This is a genomic window from Streptomyces sp. AHU1 (assembly GCF_045343905.1).
In the GTDB taxonomy this organism is placed as follows: Bacteria; Actinomycetota; Actinomycetes; order Streptomycetales; family Streptomycetaceae; genus Streptomyces; species Streptomyces triticiradicis.
Genome location: NZ_CP174284.1, coordinates 462,186 through 485,958, shown reverse-complemented (window position 1 = coordinate 485,958; position 23,773 = coordinate 462,186). Strand labels below are relative to the sequence as shown.

Sequence of the window (23,773 nt, the reverse complement as noted above, 5' to 3'; positions counted from 1 at the left end):
TCCTCGCCAAACACGTGCGGACCTTCGCCCATATGGTCACGGACCTGCAGGGCGACCAGCTGCCAGAGTGGATCAAATCAGCCAGAGCAGCTACTGGCCTGCCCAGTCTCAGCCGGTTCGCCCACCACCTCGAACGCGACCTTGACGCCGTTGTCGCTGCCCTCTCCCAACCGTGGAACTCCGGTGTCGTCGAGGGCGATGTCAATCGGATCAAGATGCTCGAGCGTCAGATGTTCGGCCGCGCAGGATTCGAGCTCCTGCGCAAGCGCGTCCTGCTCGCCAAATGACCATGTCAGGAGCCTGATCCGGCTGCCTGGGATCGTCATCGATCCGGCAGGGCATCACGCCGAGGATCAGATTTTCGAGGGCGTGTGGCATTGGCCCGAAGCTGGCGACCCAGGTTTCGACAAGGTAGATCTCACTGCCCTCATCGATACCGAGAAAGAATCGGCCGTGATCGAGTTCGCCGAGCGGGAAGAGACGTCTCCCCAAGGAGTTGCTCCACTCGGAGAACCGGTCATCCTCTCCCCAAGCCAGCTCCGGGTCCAGCTCAAATGGTTCCCGGGCGCAGTTGATTCCCGGGCCGCTGATGCTCACGATCAGCCCTCCGAACTCCTGGAGAAACTTCTCGGCAGCGTCGTGCATGACGATCCCGACCGCTTCGAACCTGGACCGCCAGCCGGTCGTGTCGACCCGCCTGCCCGCCGTCCATCCCGAAGCCTCCAGGACCTCCAGCACCTCCGGTGACCACTCACTCATGACAGGCCCAACTCCCCGGCTTGGAACATGAGGCGATCATCCCAGCAGGCGACCCGAGAGAACAGCGTGTGACCGCACCACAAGAAGTGGATCAGAGCCCGTTTCACCTACGAAGCCAGATGATCCGGGCCACCTCGCACAGAACGTGGCAGCCAGCGCGCTGTGGCTCTCGGGAGATGAGATGGCGCGCCTCGCCTCGCTGCGTCCGGACGAGCCGACCGGACCATTCCACCGACCAACGCTCACGCTGAAAGGGCCCGCCAGCGTCCTACTGGCGGGCCCTCCAAGACAGGGCAGCGTCTCGAGAACCGGTACTTTCGCGAGGCCTGCACGCGCCGGGTGATTACGACGTAATCACCGCGGCACAGCTCATGCGGACGCATGAGCTTCTGGAGACGCGGAAGGGACCGGGGGAGCGCTGCCAGCTGTGCGCCGGTGCCCTCGGACTTTCGGATGTGAGCCCCGGGAAGGGCGACCAGAGCCCTGGCTTGGGCTGCGTCAGCATCAGCGCTCTGGCTTCTCGGCCGTCCAGATGACGTGCCGGGACTCATCCTGGGCAGGCGGAATGAAGGGGTACCGCGGGCCAGGCTCAGGAGTGGGGGAGGGGTATTTCGTGTTCGAGGAGTTCGCCACCAGGACGGTGCGCACCGGTGAGGCTTCCGTCTTCGTTCGGTACGGGGGCGAGGGCCCGCCTCTGCTGTTGTTGCATGGTCACCCGCGCACGTCGGCGACCTGGCACCGGGTCGCGCCCGTGCTGGTGCGGCGCGGGTTCACCGTTGTCTGCCCCGACCTGCGTGGTTACGGGCGCTCCCGCGGTCCGGCGCCCGCTTCTGATCATGTCCCGCATTCCAAGCGTGCCGTGGCCAAGGACATGGTTGAGGTCATGCAGGCGCTCGGGCACCGCCGCTTTGGGCTCGTCGGCCATGATCGTGGGGCCGCCGTGGCGCTCCGGCTGGTGCTGGATCACCCCACTGTGGTGGACCGGGTGGCGTTCCTGGACGGCCTGCCGCTGAGCGAGCACCTGAACCGTGCGGATGCCCGGTTCGCCACCGCGTGGTGGCACTGGTTCTTCTTCGCCCAGCCGGAGATTCCCGAACGCGTCATCAACGCCGATCCCGACGCCTGGTACCGCGGCGACCCCGAGAGCATGGGACAGGAGAACTACGACGAATGGCGGGCCGCTACCAGGAACCCGGACGTCGTCCGCGCCATGCTGGAGGACTACCGCGCCGGACTCACGGTGGACCGCCGGCACGAGGAGGCGGACCGCGCCCGGGGTGCACGGATCGACTGCCCCGTCCTGGTGCTGTGGTCGTTGCGGGACGACCTGGAGGACCTGTACGGCGACCCGCGCGCCATCTGGCGCGATTGGGCCAATGATGTCCGGGGCCACGGTATCGATGCCGGTCACCATGTGGCCGAGGAAGCCCCCGGCCCGCTCTCCGCCGCCCTGGGCGACTTCTTCGCCCGCTGACTACCCCGGTCCGCTGTTGAAACGGCATGCGCCCCCATGGCCGAGGTGGCGTCCAAGGAACCTCATGGCCGACGGCAGGTGCTGAGTACCGCAGTTGGCGAAAGCCGCCAACTGCGGTGTTCAGCCACAGCGGAGCAAGTCACTCAAAAGGCGTTTTTGTTAAAAATCAACACAGAAAGCGAGCCTCAGAATGGGGGTCAGGAGCGGCGTTCACGGCTCCCCTGGTGTGATCGGGCCTTGGGTGACGCGTTCGGCCGCCAGCGGGCCGCAGAGCGCTTTTGGGTGTTGCTGTACCCGCCGATCGGGCCGAAGCTGACGACGCGAGAGGGCGTTAAGTCCGATCTTCCTCGGTTCGTGATCGCTCGCTCGTGGTGGTGATCATCGCGATCTGGCAAGGTGGCCGCATGACAGCGCAGGCGGCCCTCAAGGCGGCGCTTCGGGAGATTGTCGGGCCTGCGGCGCGCACCGCAGGGTTTAAGGGTTCGGGGTCAACCTGGCGATTGACGAACTCGCAGGGCGACTGGGCGGTCGTGAACGTGCAATCGTCCTCGTCGGGTACGGCTCGGTCCGCGCGCTGCGTCATTAACCTGGCTGTGGCGCCGGCCCCGTGGCTGGACTGGAAGCGTGAGTCGCTCGGGTCGCTACCGAAGTCGATCAATGAATCGCTTGGGCTGTACCGCGCACGGCTTCATCCAAATGGCACGCCCGCGGGACGCGACTGGTGGTGGGAGATCAGTAGCGAACGGGATGCCCGTGCCGCAGCGGTTGACATGGTCGTGCAGCTTGCCGATCACGGCTGGCCAACGCTTACACGGTTGCTGGACCGGCAAGCACTACTTGGCTCGATCCGCGCGGGCGATCTTGGGTACCTGAAGTCCGGGCACTTCGACGTGTTCTTCGCGCGAGCCGAAGCTCTGCTTATCGCCGAGGACGGCCCGAGTGCCCGGTTGGACGAGCTCCTGGATCGCGCGACAACGAACGCCATCCCGGCTCAGAAGGCAAACGCTGAGAAGTTCGCGGCATGGGCCCGCTCTCGTGCCGCGCAGGCAAGTTGACTTCTGCGGCGGCAAACCAGACCAGACCAGCTAAGTCCGTTTCTGTTAGCAGCCTCGTCCGGGTTGGGTGAGGAAGCCTTGGCGGGTGAGGCGTCCGAGGCGGCTGCGGGTGACATTATGGCTGACAGGCAGCGTCCAGCCTGAGGGGTACAGCCCAAAGCGCGGCGTCGACTTCCCCCCCAACGCGCGAGCAGGACGCGACCGCGGCAGGTTCGACCAGGCTGCGCGACCCGGCATGGGCCAGGGTCCCTCAAGCGGGGCGCGACCGATGTCGATGTCGAAGAGCGCCCCTGGTGTCCGCCTGCTCTTTGGTGCATTCAGACGAGTACGCGGACACCCGTCAGATCACGCGCCCGACCATGGATTTCTAGACGACTGGTCTACTCCGATGCTACGGTTCTTCCATGCCAGTCGCCACGGACACCCGTCGGATCATCCTCGATACCGCCCAGAGGATCATCGCCCGCAAGGGTTATTCGGCTGTGGGTATCAATGAGGTGCTCGTGGAGGCCGGCGTGCCGAAGGGGTCCTTCTATCACTACTTCGCCTCGAAGGACGCCTTCGGTGAGGCGATCCTGAAGAGCTACTTCGCGGACTACCTCACGGACATGGACGGTATTCTCGCTCGCTCCGGCCAGTCGGCAGCCGAGCGGCTGATGGCCTACTGGCAGCAGTGGCGGGAGACGCAGAGCATTGAGGACTGCCAGGGCAAGTGCCTGGCCGTAAAACTCGGCGCCGAGGTCGCGGACTTGTCCGAGTCGATGCGCTTGGCCCTGAAGGAAGGCACGAGCGTCATCGTCGACCGTATAGAGCGGACGATCGCCAGCGGCCTGGAGGACGGCTCTCTCTCGATCGACGGTGAAGCCCGCGAGGTCGCACAGGCCCTGTACGACATGTGGCTGGGCGCCAGCATCATGGCCAAGATCCACCGTAGTCTGACCCCGCTCGACAGCGTCACAGCGACAACCCGCAGGCTCCTGCACCTGTAGAAGGCCTGCACCTCATGCCCGGTCCGGTCATAGGGAACCCGGTTTCAGCATTACTAGTAGACTGGTCTACTCATACAAGGAGTGTGTCATGAAGGTTCTGATTGTCCTCACCTCGCACGACGAGCTGGGAAACACCGGCCACAAGACCGGGTTCTGGCTGGAGGAGCTGGCGGCGCCGTACTACCGCTTCAAGGAGGCCGGCTGGGAGATCACCCTCGCTTCCCCGAAGGGCGGGCAGCCGCCGCTGGACCCCAAGAGCAACGAATCCGGCTTCCAGACCGACGACACCCGGCGCTTCGAGGCCGACCCCGAGGCGACCAACGCACTGGCCAACACCGTGCGCCTCGACGCGGTCGCGGCCAGCGACTTCGACACGGTCTTCTACCCCGGTGGGCACGGACCGCTGTGGGATTTGGCCGAGGACACCGTCTCCGCGCGGCTGATCGAAACCACCCTCCGCTCCGGCAAGCCGGTGGCACTCGTGTGCCACGCTCCCGGCGTCCTGCGCCACACCGTCAACGAGGACGGCACCCCCCTCGTCTCGGGCAAGAAGGTCACCGGATTCGCCAACTCAGAGGAGGAAGCCGTCCAGCTCACCGACGTCGTCCCCTTCCTGGTCGAGGACGAACTCACCAAACTCGGTGGCCTCTACTCCAAGACCGGCGACTGGCAGCCCTACGTCCTGCAGGACGGTCTGCTGATCACCGGACAGAACCCGGCTTCCTCGGCTCCCGCAGCCGACGCCCTGATCGAACTGGTCACCAAGAGCGGTGTGTGAGCGTCTACGTGGGCATGCTCCGCAAGCGTGTGACCAACCCGGCCGAGCTGGCTCTTTGCGCTAGCTCGGTCCGGGCGGCCCGGACAGGCCACAAGGTGACACCCCTCGTCGGGTACAGGGCGATCGAAACCCTGGAGGGTGCGCCGTTCGACGGTGTCCTGATCCATTGCTTCCCGGGCTCCGCCAGGACGGCTGGTGGTTGGACGACATCATGGCCCAGGGCGGGATACTGCTTGGCCTCGGCCGAGAGGCCTCCTGTTCTTTGCATGGGAGAGCCCCAGCACTGAGCTACGCCACCGCGCGACCATGTTCGAGCTGATCGGAGCCGCGTGGCCGGGCTGGAAGGTCTTGCTGGCGGTACGAGGGACCGACCGGACTGCGCCAGTACGTCGGATTGGACCCGGAGTACGTCCGCCGCCGCGATTCGGACCCCTCTTTGGCCCCGCTGCTTGTTCCTGACGATGAGGACTTGGCCGGCCCGACCCGGACGGTGTGGTGATCATGGTCAGCACCGGTCGCTGTCACGCCGCTTCTGACGCCTTCGACCACGCTGTCCGCGAGGACGCCGCCCTGCTCGACCGCCTGACAGACGCCCTCGGGCACGGCGCCAGTCACCTGCACGTCAACTCCGGCATCCGGCATCCACCTCGATCCGGAACGCCGCAGTCTGGGCCGGTGGTCCCTCTACTCCTCGCCACAGGCTTACCAAGTACCGGAGTTGTGGCCGAACTGGACGGTGGAGTTCTGACAGAACGACTGGGGACGGCACGTCAGGCCCAGCGACCGGTTTTCTCCGACGCCGTTCAATGCCAAAGCGGAAACCAGAGCCGCAGTACTCGCTGAGGCCATGGAGCGCCGGGCTGGCAGGGGCCGCAATTGCGCCCAGGTCATCCGTCTACCGACCGCACCGGCTCGATGCCAGGATCGATGACACCGGCGCGTCCGCGCGCATCGAGCACACCTCGCCCATATGAAGAACTGGAAGATCCTGCGCGACTGCCGTCAGAAGGGAGAGAGCCTTCATCACGCCGTCCAGGCCGTCGACACCATGCACAACCTCGCCCTCACCGGGTGCAAACACCAGGCCAAACACCACTGAGGCCTGCCAGCGAAGGACCTTCTGTAACACCCTTTAGACGTCGTTTCTTATGGCGTGATCGTTCGTTGAGCCGCGCATGACGGATTTGGTCGAGCGGCTAGTGCCGGACGAGTTGTGGATGCTGTTTCGGCGGGTGGTACCGCCGACTGAGGTCATACGCCCCCAGGGCGGCGGCCGACGTCGGGCGGGTGACCGTGAAGCATTGGCCGCGATCATATTCGTGGCCACCTCGGGCTGTACCTGGCGGCAGCTCCCGCCGGTGTTCGGTGCGCGCTGGCAGACGGTCTACTGACGCTTCGCCCAGTGGAGCCGGGCCCGGGTCTGGGCTCGGCTCCACCGCGTCATCCTCGACGAACTCGGCGCCCGCGGGGAACTGGACTGGTCGCGCTGCGCGATCGACTCCGTCAGCATGCGGGCTGCAAAAGGGGGCCTCTGACGGGACCGAATCCGACCGACCGTGGCAAGCCTGGATCGAAAATCCACCTGATCACCGACCGGAACGGACTGCCGCTCTCACTGGGCATCTCGGGTGCGAACATGCACGACAGCCTCGGTCTTGAACCGCTCGTGCGGGGCATCCCGCCGATCCGGTCCCGACGCGGACCCCGTCGACGGCGCCCCCACAAGCTCCACGGAGACAAGGGCTATGACTACGACCACCTGCGTCGATGGCTCCGCGGACGCGGCATCCGCCATCGCATCGCACGCAAGGGCATCGAGTCCTCACAACGTCTCGGCCGCCACCGGTGGGTGGTCGAACGGACTGTGTCCTGGCTCGCCGGCTGTCGTCGGCTCCACCGACGATACGAGCGCAAGGCCGAGCACTTCCTCGCCTTTGTCGGCATAGCCGCAGCCCTCATCGGCTATCGCCGGTTGGCGACCCGCCTCAAGGCCTGAGCCGGTCCTGCTGCACGTCGAAACAGACCAGACCCATGGACTCTGCCACGGCTGCCGCGTAGGCCGACGCCTCCTCGGCCATGCTCCACCGCATGGCGAAGTAGATCAACGGACCGCTGGCCTCATCGATCAACGGACCGGTGGACCAGGGCGAGGTGTCATCCTCGTCCTTGGTGATGTCACACCACCGTTCAAGCAGCGCAGCCGCGTATGCCGCAATGCGTTCGGACGGAGGCTCTTCCACCTCGCCGTCGATGTAGCGGTCGTACAGGTTGCTGAAGACCCGGCCAGCAGACTTGTCATCCGCCGGCCTCTCGCCTTCCCACACAGCCAAGTCGTAGCTCATGCCCGGAGGCTCTCACAGAGCACTGACACACATCGTCGCTGGCCAACAGCACGGACTTCAGCCAAAGGAAACGACGTCTTAACCCAGATGCCGGGCCAGCGCCTTCTCAATTTCCGTCGTGTCCGCGTCCTTTGCCGCCCAGGCCGCGTATCCGTCGGGCCGTACCAGGACGGTCGTCCGGCGGTCGCTCACCCAGCGCTCCACGGTCAGCCACCCCTTATGGACACCAAGGCCTTCGTACGTCTGGGACGTGATGAGTACGAACCGGCCGCCGCGCAGCGCCTCGTAGAGCCGGCCCTTCTTCAGGGCGACGTCGGGGACACGGGTGCCGGTGAGACGGTGGGCGCCACGGGGGGCGGGGTAGGCGTACCCGATCCCGGTGATCTGAGCCAGGGCCTTGCGCTGGACGGGCGGGGCCATGCCCGCGAATGCGGAGACCAGGGCGCGGGCGGCACGCAGCAGCGGATTTCGCGCGCGGGCCAGCCGGACCAGTCCGCCACTACTGCGCAGCACCGCCCTGCCGACCGGGTGGCGCTCGGCCTCGTAGCTGTCGAGGAGCCCTTCGGGCGCCCGGCCCTGGACGGCCGCGGCGAGCTTCCAGCTCAGGTTGGCGGCGTCCTGGAGCCCGGTGTTCATGCCCTGCCCGCCGGCCGGGGAGTGGATGTGCGCGGCGTCCCCGGCGAGGAAGACCCGCCCGGCCCGGTAGTGCGGTGCCTGGCGCTCGTCACTGTGGAAACGGGAGAGCCAGCGGGCGTCGTGCATGCCGTAGTCGGTTCCCAGGGCGCGGCGGGTGATCTCTTTGACCTCGTCGAGGTCGAGCGGGGCGTCGTCGGAGACCTCGTTGCGGCGGTTCCAGCCCATGACCCGGTACCAGCCGTCGCCGAAGGAGGCGATCATTGCGAAGGCGTCGCCGCGGCCGTTGACGGTAAGGACGTCCTCGGACTTCTCGGCCAGCCGGACATCGGCCAGGATCAACGACTTGATGACGGAGACACCGGGGAAGTCCAGGCCGATCGCCTCCCGCACGGCGCTTTGGTGGCCGTCGGCGCCGACGACATAGGCTGCCCGTCGGGTGACGACCGCCCCGTCTGCGTTACGCACGTCGAGGTCGACCCCCTCGTCGTCCTGCCGCAGCCCCACGACCTCGCTCTCGTACGCGAACTCGACCCCGGCCTCTCGGGCCCGCCGCTCCAAGAGCCGTTCGACCTCGTACTGCGGGGTGATGAGCATGAAGGGGAAACGCGAGGGCAGCGTGCTCAGATCGAGGGAGAGGCGGCGGAAGAGCCGCAGACCGGTGATGGTGTCGCCGGTGGTGAGGAGTTCGTCGGCGAGGCCGCGGGCGTCGAGCTGCTCCAGGGTGCGGGCGTGCACCCCAAAAGCGCGGGAGAGGTTGCTGGTCTTGCGGGGCCGCTTCTCGACGAGGGTCACGGTGACGCCGGCTGTGGCGAGGTCACCGGCGAGGAGGAGGCCGGTGGGGCCGGAGCCGACGACGATCACGGTGCGGTCGGTGGAGGTGCCGTTCATGGTGGCCTCCTGCTGCCAGAGCCTGCTTCCCGGCGCCCGTTTGCCAACAAGTGTTGGCCAACGCTCGTTGATGACGATAATGGGGTGCCGGGAGGAATGTCAACAGCTGTTGGCAAACGGTTGTTGACCTACGCTTGTTGGCATGAACGGTAGCGACAGCACCTCCACGATTCCCGGCTCCGGCGCCCCCCGCCGCTCCGACGCCACCCGCGGCGCGATCCTCGCGGCGGCCCGCGAACGCTTCGCGAACGACGGCTACGAGCGAGCCACCATCCGCGCCATCGCCAAGGACGCGAACATCGATCCGTCGATGGTGATGCGTTACTACCGCAGCAAGGAAGGTCTCTTCGCAGCGGCCGTCGCCATCGACCTGCGACTGCCGGACATGAGCGGGGCGGACGGCCAGCAGGATGCGGGGCAGATCCTCGTCGAACACTTCCTCGATATGTGGGAGAACAATGAGGTCCTCACTGCCCTGCTGCGGGTCGGCGTGACAAACCAGGCCGGGGCCGAGCGCATGCAGGACATCCTGCAGGACCAGCTCCTGCCGGTCGCCCGACAGGTATGCCCCGACCCCGAACAGATCCCGGCACGATCGGCACTCATGGCGTCGCAGCTGCTGGGGCTCGCGCTCACACGGTACGTGCTGCGGATGCCGCCGGCGGCGGGGCTGGCGCGGAAGGAGATCGTGGCATGGCTGGCACCGACGATCCAGCGGTACCTGACCGCGCCAAGCCCCTGAGGCGTGCCGGGCACTCGTATCCGCCGGGGCCACGGGACCTACAGGTGCTGGCTGATGACGATTCGTGAAAACGGCTACGGTCGCAGTTCCGTGAACCCACGAAGGACGCGTGCAGAGAGGCGGTGCGTGAAGCTCAGAGAGCCCCGGGGTGTTACCCAGGCCCAGGCCGCTGCTCAGGATACTGCCGGTTAACGATCTCGGTAGCGGTTTCCGGCCGAGCCCCTCCCCACAGGCGGTTTGATGAAATGAAGTGGCGTCGCTGGTGCCCTGTTGCTCGGATGCCCGGCGTGACTTCTGCTGCTTTGACGATCATCCTGAGCGGGCATTGCTGGACCGGCTCGAGGAGTACCACGACGCGGTCCCGCGCCACGGCGCCCGAGTCGAGGACCACGGACCGCTGACCCTCTTCGTGCGGGAGGGCCAGGGCTGACCGTTCTACGCACGTCCCGCACGGGGACGGACCGGACCGCTTGAGACCACCGACGTGCAGAAGGTCCGTGCCCGCCAGCGGGAACTGGGGATCCCGGAGAGTTTCGAATGGGTCGCCGAGACCACGCCCATGCTGCGGGCAGCAGTCGAGGAGTCAGGGCTCGTGGTCCACGAGCATCCGCTGATGGCGCTCGATCCCGGTACTCCCGCAACTCCACTGGAGGAGTTGTCCGGCAACATATCCGTGCGAATCGTAGGCACGGACGATCCGATACTGCCCAGCGCACTGGCCGTTCCTCACCTCGCCTTCGCCGAGCCTGGAACCCACATCGGTCTCGCGGGAACACCGCATCTGGCGGAAGCAATCGACGCCCGCGTCACCGACGGATCGGTGGAACGCATGATCGTGCGTATCCGGGCAGGTCTGACGGCGGTCGCCGCAGCTGTCGAGCATGGGTCAGTGCTGTCCGCAGGCCGGCACCAACCGCTCGCAGAAGTCAGCGAGATCGTCGGCGTCGGAACGCTCCCCGTGCCTTGTCAGCGGCGGGTCGGTTGCAGGCGCTCGATGCGGTCAAGGTCGTCGGCGAGAAGGCTCCGGTGGCTGATAGTGAAGTCTCCGTTGAGCAGGGTCCGCCCTTCGCCGTAGTACCGGCCCACAACGGCGGTAGGAAGGAAGGCGCGCAGGCTGTGGCGCATGTTCCTGGGGTAGTCGACGGGTTCACCCCAGCCGGTAGGGGCTTGGTCGGTGGAGAGCAGGACCCAGTGGTCCACGGTCACGGCGGCGTCGAGGTTCGGTGCCGCTCCGGTGTGGCTGTCCAAGGCCGGCACGGTCAACTGGTCGGGGTCGAGCGGCGGGTACCACAGCAGCAAGGGCTTGGCGCGTTGCGCGTCGGCGTTGATGCCCCTATGGATGTCAAGCGGCGTCCCGGGCTGTGGCCGTGCGGTCTGTCAGGGGGGTTTGGGGGACGATGATTCGGTAGATCTCTCGTGCGACGTACCGTTTGAGGCAGCGGATGATCTCGCGGCGCGTCCTGCCCTCGGCAAGGCGTCGGCGCATGTAGTCCTGGGTGCGGTTTTCCCAGCGCAGGCGGCTGAGGATGATCCGGAAGAGGGCGGCATTGGCCTGGCGGTCGCCGCCTCGGTTGAGCCTGCGGCGCTGGGTCTTGCCGGAGGAAGCCTCGACCGGGCTGGTGCCGCACAAGGCGGCGAAGGATGCCTCGTTGCCAAGGCGTTCGGGGTTGTCCCCGGCAGCGATGAGCAGGGCCGCGGCGCTGTCCGGGCCGACGCCGTTCACCTCGAGCAGTCCAGGAGTGTTCGCCGTGATCGCTTCGGTTATCCGTCCGGTGAGGTCGTTGATCTCCTCGGTCAGGCTCTGGATGCGGCGCGCCAGCAGTCTCAAGGTGTGCCGCGCGGCCCCTGCCGGCCCGGAGATGCCCGGCTGCGCGAGTGCGGCGCACTGCTGGAACAGTTTCGGGTTGCTCAGCCCGGCCAGGGACTCGCGAAGTTCGGCGTCCGCGCAGACCAGGACACTCTTGAGCTGGTTGATGGCCTGGGTGCGGGACTTGATCGCGGACCCTTTTGCCAGTTTGAACAGCCGCAGCATCTCCACCGGGCCGTCGCTCGTCTTCGCTGTGGCCGTGGCCCGGCCGGACAGCACGGCGCGGGCGGCGGCTTCGGCATCGATGGCGTCGGTCTTGCCGTGGCGCCGTCGGGCCGCCTTGTCGGGCTGGTTGACCTCGGTCACCTCGATGCCTTCGGTGCGCAGGTGCCGTGTCAGAGCGGCTCCGTAGGAGCCGGTGCACTCGATGCCAGCCCGTCGCAGCAAGCCGAACGAGCGTGCCCAGGAAACGAGTTGGCGATAGCCCTCAGCAGTCGCCGGGAAGCTCCGGCCGTCCAGGCTGGCGCCGAGCGTGGTGATGACGGCCGCAGCATGGACGTCCTTGTGGGTATCGACGCCGAGCAGGACTTCCCCGGCTGCGTCGGCCGGGATGTGACACGGGGCAGCGGACTGCGTGATGCTGGGCAAGGTCGCCTGTCTCCTGATCGCCTCGGGTGCGGGTGGCCGTCGCCGGGCCGGGGCGGTCAAGACTGTGACGGTGCCTGTCGCGAAGGCCCCTATCGGGACACATCCCCTGCCCGGCGGCAGCGAGTACCGCTCCAGGCAGTGGCCGACAGATCAACGCAAAGGCAACAACGCCAGTCGAAGCACGGGTCAGGCCACCGCCCGAAGCGGCACCTGATCATCCTCACAGTCGAAGCAGCACACGGCGATGGTGTGGTCAGGAAAGTGGTCGGCGTAAAAGCGCAGGAGGTCCGGGTCGAGGTCTGGGCGGCGGTGCAGCGGCACTTGCCACAGCGCGGTGGGCACCGCGGTGGGGTCGGTAGCCAGGAGCACCGTGTAGATGTCGTGGTCGAAGACCTGGACGGGCTGCGGTTCCGCGCTCATCCACGCGATGTCGTGTCCGGCGGCGACGGGTTCGACAGCGGCGACCATGCGGCGCAGGACGTCGCCGGTGCGCCCAGCGGAGAGGAAGTGCCTGGGGGTGAGCTGCCTGGTAGGCAGGTGCAGCAGCATGGCGTTCGGCCCGTCCGTCAAATTGACAGCGGTGTTCTGGTAGCCCAGGACGTGGATCAGGCCATGCACCGGATGATGCTGCCTTCCGCAGTACACGATCGTGCCGGAGAACGCGGCCTCATCTGTCGAGATGCACATGGCGGCAAGGTACCGCTCAACCGTCCGGGATGAGTTCGGCGGTAGCGCGGCAGACGTCGACCAGGTCGGGGCGGTACTGGATCTGCTTGAGCCCGCGCTTCACGGCCCGGGTGATCTGCCCGAGATCGGCGGCGGCGAGATTGCCGAGCTCCCGTTCAACGAGCGACCGGACACCCTCATGCGGATTCAGGGCGGGCGCTTAGGAGGGCAGATGGAAGACGGTGAGCCAGTGGGCGTTCCCGTCGATGAACTCACGCATTCCGGCGGTCAGGGGAAGATGTCGGTGAACTGGGCGCGGAGCCGGTTCACGGCGCGGGTGCGGTCGGCGACCAGGTCCGTGCGTCGGCCGGTGAGGATCTTGAGGCCGGTGACCGTCTCGTCGCCGGAGCGTAAAGGGTGCAGATCGCGGCGGATGCATGTCTGGCCGGCGATGATAGAGAAGGAGGACGCATAGATTCTGATGAGCTGATGTACGAATTTCGGCGCGATGTCACGCGGCCCGCGGATCGCCCGAACCTTCTGGACGTGACAGGGGCGAAGGGACTGGCCCAAGCCGTCGGCATAGCGAGCTTGTGGATCCGCAAGGGGATCGCCGACCGCGTTGAAGTGCTCGGCCGGCAACGACTGGTCCTTGCCGTCTCATGGTCCGATGTTCGCATGCTCGATGATCCCCATCAGCAGGACACCTACCATGTCCGGACGCTGGACGATTAGCATGCCTGGACGCGCGTTGGCCGTGCAGCCCATCTGCGAGACGCGTTGGCCGTGGCCGATGACCACTTGTCGTCTGGAAGCGCGTCTGCTGCGGTCGAGATTCGTCGAGGCTGCTTCAGAGTCGTCCTCCTGATGTGGGCGGACCTGGGCCGGGTGTGGCCCGGCAAGCCCAAGAGGCACGTCGAAGCCGGACCGGCTCGGTGAGCAGCGGCCACGGGAACTTCACCGCGTGGCTGGCCATCGACTGCGGAGCGGAAGATCATTCACGGAATCACGGTCAGAACCAGATTCAAAGAGCGCCATCATTGCTTCGCTGCTTCCGCGATCAGGTCCTCCAGCAGGGCCTCGAAGACGCCCGCGTCACGCCACTGCCGGAAGCGGTTGTACACAGTGGACCAGGCGCCGAACTCCTTCGGTATCTCTCGCCACTGCCCGCCGGTCTTGAACCACCAGATCACGCCCTCGAACTGCTGCCGCAGCCGCTCGGGATACGGGCTGTACTCGCCGATCGGCAGGTACCGCCCGATGAACTCCCATTCCTCGTCAATCAGTTGCATGCGGATCACGCAAGAAGATCTGGCATCCCCGGGTGAGACACTGCTTACGGCGAACGGGCCTGGGGGTCTTGAATGGCCCTCGGAGCGGGGCGGGGCCCGCTGCCAGAGAGGGGAACGGTGAGCCAGGGCCCGGGGTGTGGGCCGTCGTCCGTGTGAGGGCGTCTGCAGCCTTCAGTTTGCTGGCGTGTGTGCCGTGCCCTTGGTGCGGATGTGCTGACGGAGAAAGAGAGCGGCGCGCTCCAGTGCCTCGTCGGCTTCGTCCAGGACGCCAGCGAACGCCTGGAAGACATGTGGAACATCAGCGGTGACGTCCAGGATGACGTCCACTCCGACTTCCCTCCCGCGCGTGGCCATGCGTGTGGAGTCGTCCAGGAGCATTTCGTTGGTGCCCGCCTGCAGAAGTATCGGGGGAAAAAACCGGTCAGGTCGGCGCGGATGGCGGGGCTGAGCATGGGCGGTTCTGGCTCAGCTTTTGGGCTCTGGCTCACTTTCGGTGGTAACGCCGAATAAGTTCGGGTGCGCAGAGTAGTAGCTGCTGGTCAAATCGCGATATGCGCTGTCGGGGCCTCTGAGATGCAGCTCCCAGAGCGTGACCCCGACGGTCGGGAGCGTCTCCCTCAAGCTGCGGCGGAGGCCTTCAGGGGCGACCTCCGCGGCATGACGCTCCGTTACCACCGAAAGTGAGCCAGAGCCCACAACCTGAGCCAGAACCCAATCTCGTGAACAAAGCCAGGCCGGTGTGGGGACGTCGCCGTGGATCGTGTCGGATGAGCTGTCTGGGAATCTTGCGATCTGCACAGCATCGAGGACGTCGAGCCGCACGAAAACTATGGCCCATCCCCAGGCCGGGGGAGGCGTGTGGGGATGGGCCATAGCGTGCCCGTCGGTGCTGAGGACACCAGACCGGACGTTTCGTGGGGTATTGCCGGGCTCAGGCCGCTGTGAAGCCGGTCTTGAGGGCGGTCGTGATGTGGACGATGCGCTCTGCCTGGATCCGGGCGGCCTCGCGCGTCGTGTCGTTGACCGGGTTGTTGCCCTGGGCGTCGACGTGGGAGGTGCCGTAGGGGTTGCCGTCAGCAAACTTCGCGGCGTCGGTGTAACCGGGGGCGACGACGATACCGCCGAAGTGGTGGAAAGAGGTGTAGAGGGCGAGGAGCGTGGACTCCTGGCCTCCGTGAGTTGTGGCGGAGGAGGTGAAACCGCTGTAGACCTTGTTCGCGAGCTTGCCCTGAGCCCACAGGCCCCCGAGGGTGTCGATGAACTGCTTCAGCTGAGAGGCGATGTTGCCGAAGCGAGTCGGGGAACCGAAGATCACGGCGTCGGCCCACTCGATGTCGTCGGGCGTGGCGTGCGGGATCTCGGCGGTGGCAGCTGCGTTGGCGGCCCAGGCAGCGTTGGAGTCGATCGCTTCCCGGGGGGCCAGTTCGGCGGCCTTGAGCAGGCGGACTTCGGCGCCTGCCTTTTCCGCGTACTGGGCGATCTCCTTGCTGACCTCGGCGATGGTGCCGGTGGAGGAGTAGTAGACGACAGCTACCTTGATCGGGACGCTCACGGTTCGGGCTCCGTTTTCTCGAGGAAGTTCGTTCAATGTTGAACAATACCTCGTTGAATCTTAAACGATGCCCAAAGTGGGGCAGGTCACACCAAGGGGAATCGTGCGACTGCGGGCGGTTGAGATGTCCGGACCGCAGGCTCCCGTTGCCCGTTCTTCGGGAAATTCCGACCCGCGATGCGTGCGCCCTGCAGCTCCGGCTCCTCAGTGAAGCCTCACGAGGTGATCCTGTGAACCCTCCAGAGCTACCGAGCCCGGACTGCTTTACTCAGGGTGTTGACCCCGGCTGCGGTGGTGACTGCCCTTTTGGGTAATCGACTATGGCCTTCGGAGCACGCCGATCGAATCAGGCTTGTTGTGCAGTCGCGAGAACTGCCAGGCTGGCGAAGCAATCCGGTCCGAGTAACTCTCTAGATCGGAGGGCGGGCGAAGCAGTCTGGTCGAGTTCGAACAACTGCGTGCGGGACCCAGGTACGTGTAATGGATCAGGGGAGACCTGGGGCGAAGCAATACGCCTTATGCGCGAGAGCCAGGGCCTTGCTACTGAGTTGGCCCTGGCGCTCAAGTTCCACCAGCCGTGTCCCGGCGATGGTGGGATGCAGGTGGTCACTTCAAGGTTGTGGGAGGTGACCACCCGCACGCTCTCGCGCATCCTGTTAGCTGTGGGGGCAACAGGGCCCGCACGGTGGAGCCCGGCTCACGCTTCCCTGATTGAGGGTCGGGCTTCGCCCTTCAGGTACCTGCTCCTAAACTCCACAGGAGCAGCCAGGGGACACGTTGCAACAACCCTCCACCGCCCCTGGAGTTGTGACGTGTCCCCTACGTACCCGCGTTGCGGCTGCCTGCCCGTCGCTTGCTCTGGCAGGGAGCAGGTCGTACACGACCTCGCAGCTGTCGCTGGTGCGTCCCGTCCGCCGCGCCGGCATGCCGCCTGACCCCGGCTGCCATCGCGGCCCTCGGTGGGCTCTGCCTCATGCGTCCCCCCGTCAGAGGCAGAGCCCCCATTAGTGTGAGAAACCTGTTTGGTTTCGGGAGTGACCGGTAGCGCCCGTGGATCGACGCACCGCTGTCCATGACCGACCAGTAGCGGTGATTCGAAGTAACACGCAAGATATGCGACGGTCCGTTGTCCTTGAAAATTCTCCGGGCATTAAATGCGCTGTGCGATGTCTTCGAGCTCATGTCGGTAGAGGAGACAAACCCTCGATGTGAGGACAGACGGGTGCCGATCAGCAGCTTTCAAACGCTGTTGCGCTGAAAGACATGGCCGGTCACCGGATCACTCTCGAAGCCTTGGTCGTGCTCCTGACATAGTCCTGGCCGGATCAAAGCGGAACTTGTGCCCCGCGACGGTGCCACCCGTGCTCATCAACTGCCCGAGTAGGGCCGATACGCCGCCGACTGGGGGCGTGTCAATTTAAGCGCTGATCTTGATTGTTGGGATTCAGTTTTTCGCTGGGTGAGCCGCCCTTCGAAGGCGATCTGGAAGGCATTCAAGGGCGCCTTTCTCTTGCGGCTTTTCCCCGGTCCCATTCCTGGCGGGAGGCGTATCGGAACGAGTTCCGCAGCAGGTGCACCACACATCTGGACAGTCGTGCGAGGCCAGACGGTCTCCATGGCTTTTGGAAGACCCTTCAGCCCGTCGCAGACCAGCATCAGCACGTCCTCCAGGCCGCGTTTTTAGCTCGGTGAACACATGCAGCCAGTGCTTCGCGCCGTCGCAACCGGCCCAGATGCCGCCGCTCTCGGCCATCTGGGTCCAGGTTCCAGGAAGCCTCCCCTGGGCCAGATGCGTCAGTACGCCGAGCACCGGGCCGCCGGGTGCAGCGATCATCGCGCTGCGCCCGGCGATGTCAGCTGTTGCTTCGACCAGGTTGCCTGACCTGAACTCGTTGTCGCCTCTACCTCAATGTGGAGCTGTTGTCAATGGAGTCGCACTCGGGTCATGTACTTCGGCGTGCATGGTTCTGGTGTGACGCGGAGATCACACAACGGTGATACATATCTGTCCTCAGGCAGGATCTGCGGCGAGGCTGCTCAGCGAGCCGCGTCCCGCTGCAGGCGGTCGCGCACCTCCGCCGCCTTTGGATGGCGCAGGGTTTCCAGGAGGGTGAGTGCTTTTTGGAAGGTGGTTCGCGCGGTATCACGGTTGCCTGACTGCAGGTACGCCGTGCCGAGGTCTTCGAGCGTGAGGGCTTCCTGCAGGCGGTGGCCCGCCTGCTGAAAGAACATCAACGCTTGTTGGAAGGACGAGACAGCCTCTTCCGTGTGACCATGCCGATGATGCGCCAGGCCCAGGTCTCGCCAGACCCGCCCACGGTCCTGGGGGTCCGTGAGGAGATCGACACTTTCAAGAGCTTGCAGTGAGCTGGCCAGTGCCTCCGTGAGCTCCATCCGTCCCCTATGCGCGGCGCTGAGACGGCTGAGGAAGAGAGCGAGGGCTGTTTGGTTGTCCGACGTGCGATAGAGGGCCACTGCTCGCCTGACCTGATGGAGGGTGGCGTCCAGGTCACCTGTTTCCTCGGAGAGATAACTCGCGTTGTACAGGGTGCGGGCCAGTTCCAGGGGATCGTCGAGTTGCTCGAAGAGTCGGTGAGCCTGGTCGAAGTGGTCCTTCGACTCGATGAAGCGGTGTAGTTGGGCGTAGGCATTGCCCAGGCCGCGGTGGAAGTAGGCCTGTAGGCGGGGATCCTCCATGCGCTGTGCCGCAGCCAGGCCGATCGCGTAGGCCTTTGCGTAGTCATGCACCTGGTCGATGGTCTGCAGGTACGCCATTGCCCATGCCAGCTGGCAGGCATGCTGGTCGAAGTTCTGCTGGGCGGCGCGTTTCAGCAAAGAGAGGAGAACTGTCCTTTCCGCGGCGAACCATCGACCGGCGTGCGCGACATCCCGCAGAGCGGGGCCACGGGCGTGCCGGCTGCACGCGTCATTGACTGAGACCGGATCTCGAGCGGGCAGCAGCAGCCGATCGGCCGAGCACGCGGTGACGGTGTAGTGATCCAGAAGGAAATGGAAGGCGTCACGGCGCTTGCTGCCGGCGTCGTGTTCCTGGGAAAGCTCGGAGGCGTAGGCGCGCAGTAGGTCATGCAGTGTGTAGCGTCCGGGGAGCCGTTCGGTGACGAGACGTGCGCAGACCAGTTCACTGAGCAAGTCCCGGGTATCGGGAATCTCGCGTTGTATAAGTGCGGCAGCTGCTGCGGTTGTGACATCCGGTCCCGGATGGACGGCGAGGAGCCGGAACAACTCGGCTGCGCCGTCACTCAATGCGCGGTAGGACCAGGAGAAGACAGTCCTGGCATCCAATGTGGGTTCCGGGTCGCTGAAAGCGTCGAGGGTGCCTTTGCTTTCCTGCAGCTGGTCGGCGATGGCCGCCAACGGCCAATCGGGGTGAGCGCTGGCGCGGGCCGCCATGACAGCCAGAGCCAGCGGCAGGCGATCGCAGAGCATGATGATTTCCTGTGCTGCCTCCGGCTCGCTGTCCACGCGGTGCGCTCCGAGGCGTCGGACGAGGAGTTCGTGTGCTTCTTCGTCCGACAGTACGTCCAGCCGGATCATCTCCGCCCCAGTGAGGGCTGCGAGAGCAGGCAGTGGCCGCCGACTGGCGACGATGGCCATGCATCCGGCCGAAACGGGCAAGAGGGGCAGTACTTGGTCTGCATCGAGAGCATTGTCGAGGACGACCATGACGCGGCGCTGTGCCAGCACACTGCGGTACAGGGCGGCACGCTCGTTGGTGCCGTGTGGAACGTGTTGTCCCGGTACGCCCAGCGATTCCAGGAAGAACCGGAGGGCGTCTTCTGCAGGCAAGGCGGATTCCCCGGCAGAGAACCCCCGCAGGTCAACGTGGAGTTGGCCGTCGGGGAAGTGTTCGGCCAGTTGGTGGGCCAGGTGTATAGCAAGCGTGGTCTTCCCGATTCCTGCCATACCGCTGAGTGTCATGACACGCGCCGCCGACACATGACTTCCGGGTGTCTCGAACGGCTCCAGAGCATGTCGCAGTTCGTTGTGACGACCGGCGAAGGTGGCTTGGTCACGGGGGAGTTGTGCGGGAGTGACGGAAAACATCGGTGCCCGGTCGGGAGCCGCTTGGTTTGACGAGGTCGAAGAAAGGTCGTGAACCGGAACATCCGAACGCAACACTTCGAGATAGGCCTCGCGCAGTTCGGTGCCGGGGTCTATGCCGAGTTCTTCGCGGAGTCTGAGACGCGTGGTCTGGTAGACGGCGAGCGCCTGGGCGGAATTGCCTGATGCGGCGAGCAGTCGGATAAGAGAGGCATGCAGTGGTTCGTGGTGGATGTTCACCACTATGGCTGCCTGGACCGCCTCCAGTGCGAGTTTGGGCTTCCCTGTGCGCAGAGCCCATTCGGCTGCATCTGTGGCGGCAGCCGCCTGTTCTCGGTCGAGAACCTCGAAGGCAGGATGTGAACGAGCGTCCGGAACGATTCCTTGTGCTGCCTGACCGTGCCAGAGATTGAGTCCTTCCATCAGGAGAGTGAGGGCGGACTCATAGTCATGTTCTTGCCCGGCTCGACGGGCCTGGTCCCAAAACTCGCGGAACTGTAGGACGTCGAGGTCGATTGCTTCCTTGCGCAGCTGGTATCCGCCTGCCGCGCGATGGATCCACTGTCCTTCGGCGCGTGAGGGCAGGTTGGGTTCCAGGAGTCGTCGTATCGCGCTGACATGCCGATGAACGATGTTTGTAGCTGTCTTGGGTGGATTGTCTCCCCACAAGACGCTGCAGATCTCGGCTGCGACCACCGGATGACCGCACCTCGCTGCGAGGAGGGAGAGGAGTGTCCGCTGTTGGGCGGAGCCCGGGTCCACCTCGAGGTTGCCACGCCAGACGCGAACCGGACCGAGTATCTCGATCCTCGGACCTGGCGTCATGATCTTGCCTCATTCCTCGAAATTCACCCGTGTGCTCCGGCGGGTCAGACCCCTGGAGGCCGGATGCCATGTCAGGTCAGCGTGATCGTTGACATCCTTGTCTCAGCGCTGACCAGCTGATCGGCATGAGGCCAGTGGGCGTGTCTGGCCCGATGTGTAGCGGGTTACCTCCAGGCATTGAGGATACCTATTCAGCCGAACGCTATCTAGTTGTACACAATATAGTGATGCACGTCATTTTTTGCCATTCAGAGGAGCGGCGGACTTTCCGAGAGCGCTCGTGCTGGCTCGTCAAGCGGCCACCCGATCCAGTCCGGCAAGCTCCGCGTCCCCGTATCTGCCTGCTGCTTTGCGACCCACGAGGCCGAGCACAGTCTGCGGTGGCTCCACCGACGCGGTCGATCGATGGCGTGTGGAGCAGGCGCGGCAAAGAACGGGCCTGCACCTGAGAGCGATCGGCCACCAAAACCCAGTCACGGGAATGAGCAGCGGTTCTGTGCAGGGCCCAGCCGGCCGGGATCCGCGAGATGGTACGGCAGGCAGTCCTCGGCGCTGGCGCGGACAGATCCGAAGATCGCCGCGCACGATTTTCCTGCGTCGACCGGCTGGCGCATCGCTGTGCCAGCCCCGGCCGGGCTACGGCATCGCCTGGATCTACTCTCGGCCAGGCCAGATCCTTCTAGGCCACTCCGGTGGGTGGGCAGCCTGCTCCTCGGCTCGTGCACCCATCATGGGGTGCTGCCAGCGGTAAGAGGACGCCAGCAGTCACCGCCAGTAGTTGTTGGCGGCTGCGACCGTCTGAAAGTTCATGGCCACGACCTGCGAGGACGCGATGAGACTGTCTGCATCCTCCGCGTAGACGGAACGCAGCCGGGTGCGCACCTCGTCCGACGGCTGCGTCGCCTTAACCCCCATTCGGGACAGCTTTACCGCCAGGTTCCACCCGTCTTCCGGGGTCTCCGTCTGCAGGGTAGCCAACCACGTACCGGACATTGCATTCTCCAATTCTTGATCTCATTAGCCTGCCGCCTGGATGAACGCCTGCGATGGGACACGGCCGCGCACTGACTGGCGACCCCTCGACGCGTTTGCGAGTGCGGCACAGCCGTCTTGGACACTCGCCGCGCGACAGCGTCAGGTGTTTCCTGGCGCATCCGCGTGCGATCTCAGCACCGTCGAAGCGGTACCTCCCGCCCCATACGTGGCCGGCTGAGAAGACTCTCCGGGGTCCGAGAGCCGCCGTTCGTGTTCTTGCGACGCCACGTGCCGCCTGGCGCCCGACATCCCACAGGCTCCGGACCATGTACGGGGTGGGCATGATCCGGAGCATGCTGGGCGGTTTTCGGATCACCGATCCGGCCCCTGGATCCGCTGATCACAAACATCGGATGCGAGCAGCCGAACAGGATCGTCAGGCCCCTCGCTCCGCTCGTCTGCGAGGCGGAATCATCTAGATCAGATATGCCCCTTGCATCCGGGCGCAAGGAGTGACGGGAGGTGATGCCCGAAAAGGCACTCAAGCTACGCGAACGGCACTAAGGGCCCCAGCCTTGCACGCGGTCGAGCGAGAATGCAGACCAGTCGAACTCCAGGACACTGAGTCAGAAATGTGTGAAGGGCCCATGACACCAGGGACGCCGGTACCGGGGACCCTGGCAGCGTGATCGATAGGCCAGAGCCGAAGCCTCCACGAAACGTCGGGTCAACGCATACTCCGAGGCGCAGCGGCGATCGGACGCGGCACGATGATGGATCGCCGACGCTCTGACTCTGATCGAGTCGCGTCAGCCTGTCAGTGTCTGCTCAGAGTTTGATTCCTCCGGCGTACCTACTGTCGTCTCCCATCGAGAATCAGCGCTGTGCGCGGTAGGAGGCCCACGTGCCGGGCGGTGAACGTCAAGCGCATCCAGTAAGTGTCGTAGTGCGAGCCGGGGACCCCGTGACAAGGGATGGCGTGTACGCCTACTTGGCCTCGTGCCCGAATGTCGTCGTCCTTCCACCCGATCTTGAGCAGCGTGCCGATGTCCTGCTCAGCGTGACGCACGAGGTGGACGATGAGCTCATTGGGTGGATGGCCCAGCTGGCTGCGGGGCGGGAGGAGAACCTTCCGCGCCACATCCTGGTGTCCACTGCTCTGAGCGAGAAGCAGGCGATCCGGGCGGTGAGCCACGGCTTGGTGGCGTTCATGCCTCGAGACTGCGCCACTCTGCCCGAAGTTGTGCGTGCCCTCACGGCGGCAGTGTCCGGTCATGCGCATATGCCCACGGAGCTGATTCGGAGTCTGACAGAGGAGATCCGACGGCTGGAGTCGGGGAAGCCGACTGACCTCGCTTCGGGTTTCTCGGAACGCGAGATCGACGTTTTGCGATTGTTCGCGGAGGGGTTCGACACGGCCGACGTGGCCTCAAAGTTGTGTTATTCCGAACGCACCATCAAAAATGTCGTGCACCATCTGACGAAGCGGCTCGGTTTGCGCAATCGCACCCATGCCGTGGCCTACGGCGTGCGGCTTGGGGTGCTGTGATCGCCGTGGCGCAGCCGGGCGGTCCGAACGAGAAGTGAACGGATGCGGTGCGGGGCACTGCCGGTTCAGTGTCCAGGCTTGACCACCTGTTGTCTGATGTGGTGACAAGACCTGCGCCCTGGTTTGTCTGGGCCCGTCGATGCGCCCGCAGCATGAAGCCGCCGCACTGTACGGGCACGGTGTCGATGCGCTTGTCTTGGAGTGCTCCGCCACTGCTTTCCGCCGAGCGTTTCATGCGTCGAAAAGGGCCGCGGCGGTGTACAGCCGCGCATCGTGCGCGTTCAAAGCCTGGCGTCGTGCCTCTGCCACACTGCACAGAACCAGCTCAGCAAGGGCTTGAGCTGTATGCTCCTGAAGCGCTTCTGAGGTGATGTGCAACCTGCGCAGCCACCCAAAACCATTGACTTCTGTGATCACGTGACCGTTCCCGCTGCTGCCCGTGAACACTGAATGATCGGCTCGCTGCAGGATGCTGCCCAAGCGCTCCTTGGCCTCTGCAGTCTCGTGGAGGAATTGGTCGACAAGTGCGTGGGTACTCGACAGAGCCATTGTTACCAGTCCTCCTTCACGATTTTGGAACGGCAACACCATTGCTTCGGCATGAGGAGTTGTGCAAGTCCGATACGCTGCCTAGTGGAAAATTTTCACCGGATATAGTCGAGCTGATCGCGACCCTCGGCCAAAAGCCCGTTTAGTGATCCGTTATGGCTTCGTGTTGATTCCGCACTGGCCCG

At 65.1% G+C, this 23,773-nt stretch carries 18 protein-coding genes and 5 pseudogenes; 9 read left to right on the top strand and 14 right to left on the bottom strand.

Annotated elements, in window-relative coordinates:
• Positions 1-2: 2 nt before the first annotated feature.
• Positions 3-287 (top strand): annotated as a pseudogene (locus ACICHK_RS42950) (transposase); the annotation flags it as partial.
• Here the strand turns inward: ACICHK_RS42950 and ACICHK_RS42945 are convergent.
• Positions 211-759 carry an SUKH-3 domain-containing protein gene (locus tag ACICHK_RS42945; RefSeq protein ID WP_406841773.1) on the bottom strand — a complete coding sequence of 183 codons (549 nt, stop codon included), beginning with the start codon at positions 757-759 and terminating at the stop codon, positions 211-213. The pseudogene ACICHK_RS42950 and the gene ACICHK_RS42945 overlap by 77 nt on opposite strands.
• Before the next feature lie 613 nt (positions 760-1,372).
• Here ACICHK_RS42945 and ACICHK_RS42940 point away from each other — a divergent pair.
• From ACICHK_RS42940 to ACICHK_RS42915, 6 genes and pseudogenes are all read left to right on the top strand, one after another.
• Positions 1,373-2,233: an alpha/beta fold hydrolase gene (locus ACICHK_RS42940; RefSeq protein WP_406841772.1), complete on the top strand. Its 861-nt coding sequence runs from the start codon at positions 1,373-1,375 to the stop codon at positions 2,231-2,233.
• Between the two features lie 368 nt (positions 2,234-2,601).
• Positions 2,602-3,288 (top strand): DUF4304 domain-containing protein, encoded by a 687-nt coding sequence (locus ACICHK_RS42935; protein WP_406841771.1) that lies wholly within the window; start codon positions 2,602-2,604, stop codon positions 3,286-3,288.
• A 404-nt stretch (positions 3,289-3,692) separates the two neighbouring features.
• A complete protein-coding gene (locus ACICHK_RS42930; protein ID WP_406841769.1) occupies positions 3,693-4,277 on the top strand; it encodes a TetR/AcrR family transcriptional regulator in 585 nt (194 codons plus the stop codon).
• Between the two features lie 88 nt (positions 4,278-4,365).
• Positions 4,366-5,055 (top strand): type 1 glutamine amidotransferase domain-containing protein, encoded by a 690-nt coding sequence (locus ACICHK_RS42925; protein ID WP_406841767.1) that lies wholly within the window; start codon positions 4,366-4,368, stop codon positions 5,053-5,055.
• A gap of 970 nt (positions 5,056-6,025) precedes the next feature.
• Entirely contained in the window at positions 6,026-6,154 is a 129-nt protein-coding gene (locus ACICHK_RS42920) for a hypothetical protein (protein ID WP_406841766.1), read from the top strand.
• A gap of 76 nt (positions 6,155-6,230) precedes the next feature.
• Positions 6,231-7,051: pseudogene (locus ACICHK_RS42915) on the top strand (IS5 family transposase).
• Here ACICHK_RS42915 and ACICHK_RS42910 read toward each other — a convergent pair.
• Entirely contained in the window at positions 7,041-7,397 is a 357-nt protein-coding gene (locus ACICHK_RS42910; protein WP_406841765.1) for a hypothetical protein, read from the bottom strand. The pseudogene ACICHK_RS42915 and the gene ACICHK_RS42910 overlap by 11 nt on opposite strands.
• Before the next feature lie 78 nt (positions 7,398-7,475).
• Entirely contained in the window at positions 7,476-8,921 is a 1,446-nt protein-coding gene (locus ACICHK_RS42905) for an FAD-dependent monooxygenase (protein ID WP_406841763.1), read from the bottom strand.
• Between the two features lie 142 nt (positions 8,922-9,063).
• On the opposite strand from ACICHK_RS42905, the gene ACICHK_RS42900 reads away from it, so the two are divergent.
• Positions 9,064-9,663 carry a TetR family transcriptional regulator gene (locus ACICHK_RS42900; RefSeq protein ID WP_406841762.1) on the top strand — a complete coding sequence of 200 codons (600 nt, stop codon included), beginning with the start codon at positions 9,064-9,066 and terminating at the stop codon, positions 9,661-9,663.
• A gap of 966 nt (positions 9,664-10,629) precedes the next feature.
• Here ACICHK_RS42900 and ACICHK_RS42895 read toward each other — a convergent pair.
• The 10 genes and pseudogenes from ACICHK_RS42895 to ACICHK_RS42850 form a co-directional block, all read right to left on the bottom strand.
• Positions 10,630-10,962, bottom strand: coding sequence for a hypothetical protein (locus tag ACICHK_RS42895; protein ID WP_406841760.1), 333 nt, complete (start codon positions 10,960-10,962; stop codon positions 10,630-10,632).
• Between the two features lie 43 nt (positions 10,963-11,005).
• Complete coding sequence (locus ACICHK_RS42890; protein WP_406841759.1) at positions 11,006-12,118, bottom strand: IS110 family transposase; 1,113 nt, start codon at positions 12,116-12,118, stop codon at positions 11,006-11,008.
• A gap of 186 nt (positions 12,119-12,304) precedes the next feature.
• Positions 12,305-12,805, bottom strand: a complete 501-nt coding sequence (locus ACICHK_RS42885; protein ID WP_406841757.1) for a hypothetical protein — start codon at positions 12,803-12,805, stop codon at positions 12,305-12,307.
• Between the two features lie 267 nt (positions 12,806-13,072).
• Positions 13,073-13,426: a transposase gene (locus ACICHK_RS42880; RefSeq protein ID WP_406841755.1), complete on the bottom strand. Its 354-nt coding sequence runs from the start codon at positions 13,424-13,426 to the stop codon at positions 13,073-13,075.
• Between the two features lie 401 nt (positions 13,427-13,827).
• Positions 13,828-14,085: pseudogene (locus ACICHK_RS42875) on the bottom strand (transposase); the annotation flags it as partial.
• Positions 14,086-14,247: 162 nt separating this feature from the next.
• Positions 14,248-14,543, bottom strand: a pseudogene (locus tag ACICHK_RS42870) (alpha/beta hydrolase); the annotation flags it as partial.
• Between the two features lie 464 nt (positions 14,544-15,007).
• Positions 15,008-15,628, bottom strand: coding sequence for an NAD(P)H:quinone oxidoreductase (gene wrbA / locus ACICHK_RS42865; protein WP_406841753.1), 621 nt, complete (start codon positions 15,626-15,628; stop codon positions 15,008-15,010).
• 1,526 nt (positions 15,629-17,154) lie between these two features.
• Positions 17,155-17,456: pseudogene (locus ACICHK_RS42860) on the bottom strand (DUF6518 family protein); the annotation flags it as partial.
• A 209-nt stretch (positions 17,457-17,665) separates the two neighbouring features.
• The gene (locus ACICHK_RS42855) at positions 17,666-20,515 is read right to left on the bottom strand and encodes an AfsR/SARP family transcriptional regulator (RefSeq protein WP_406841752.1); all 2,850 of its coding nucleotides are present in this window, start codon (positions 20,513-20,515) and stop codon (positions 17,666-17,668) included.
• 765 nt (positions 20,516-21,280) lie between these two features.
• Positions 21,281-21,508 (bottom strand): hexameric tyrosine-coordinated heme protein, encoded by a 228-nt coding sequence (locus tag ACICHK_RS42850; RefSeq protein WP_406841750.1) that lies wholly within the window; start codon positions 21,506-21,508, stop codon positions 21,281-21,283.
• A 961-nt stretch (positions 21,509-22,469) separates the two neighbouring features.
• On the opposite strand from ACICHK_RS42850, the gene ACICHK_RS42845 reads away from it, so the two are divergent.
• On the top strand, positions 22,470-23,039 hold the full coding sequence (locus ACICHK_RS42845) for a response regulator transcription factor (protein WP_406841748.1): 570 nt from the start codon (positions 22,470-22,472) through the stop codon (positions 23,037-23,039).
• Between the two features lie 231 nt (positions 23,040-23,270).
• Here ACICHK_RS42845 and ACICHK_RS42840 read toward each other — a convergent pair whose 3' ends face one another.
• The gene (locus tag ACICHK_RS42840; protein WP_406841746.1) at positions 23,271-23,588 is read right to left on the bottom strand and encodes a YbaB/EbfC family nucleoid-associated protein; all 318 of its coding nucleotides are present in this window, start codon (positions 23,586-23,588) and stop codon (positions 23,271-23,273) included.
• Positions 23,589-23,773: the final 185 nt, after the last annotated feature.

Bases quoted from the DNA above. Each gene is read 5' to 3' on its own strand.
- ACICHK_RS42945 (WP_406841773.1), bottom strand. From the start codon at position 759: ATGAGTGAGTGGTCACCGGAGGTGCTGGAGGTCCTGGAGGCTTCGGGA.
- ACICHK_RS42930 (WP_406841769.1), top strand. From the start codon at position 3,693: ATGCCAGTCGCCACGGACACCCGTCGGATCATCCTCGATACCGCCCAG.
- ACICHK_RS42925 (WP_406841767.1), top strand. From the start codon at position 4,366: ATGAAGGTTCTGATTGTCCTCACCTCGCACGACGAGCTGGGAAACACC.
- ACICHK_RS42920 (WP_406841766.1), top strand. From the start codon at position 6,026: ATGAAGAACTGGAAGATCCTGCGCGACTGCCGTCAGAAGGGAGAGAGC.
- ACICHK_RS42910 (WP_406841765.1), bottom strand. From the start codon at position 7,397: ATGAGCTACGACTTGGCTGTGTGGGAAGGCGAGAGGCCGGCGGATGAC.
- ACICHK_RS42905 (WP_406841763.1), bottom strand. From the start codon at position 8,921: ATGAACGGCACCTCCACCGACCGCACCGTGATCGTCGTCGGCTCCGGC.
- ACICHK_RS42900 (WP_406841762.1), top strand. From the start codon at position 9,064: ATGAACGGTAGCGACAGCACCTCCACGATTCCCGGCTCCGGCGCCCCC.
- ACICHK_RS42885 (WP_406841757.1), bottom strand. From the start codon at position 12,805: ATGTGCATCTCGACAGATGAGGCCGCGTTCTCCGGCACGATCGTGTAC.
- ACICHK_RS42855 (WP_406841752.1), bottom strand. From the start codon at position 20,515: ATGACGCCAGGTCCGAGGATCGAGATACTCGGTCCGGTTCGCGTCTGG.
- ACICHK_RS42850 (WP_406841750.1), bottom strand. From the start codon at position 21,508: ATGTCCGGTACGTGGTTGGCTACCCTGCAGACGGAGACCCCGGAAGAC.
- ACICHK_RS42840 (WP_406841746.1), bottom strand. From the start codon at position 23,588: ATGGCTCTGTCGAGTACCCACGCACTTGTCGACCAATTCCTCCACGAG.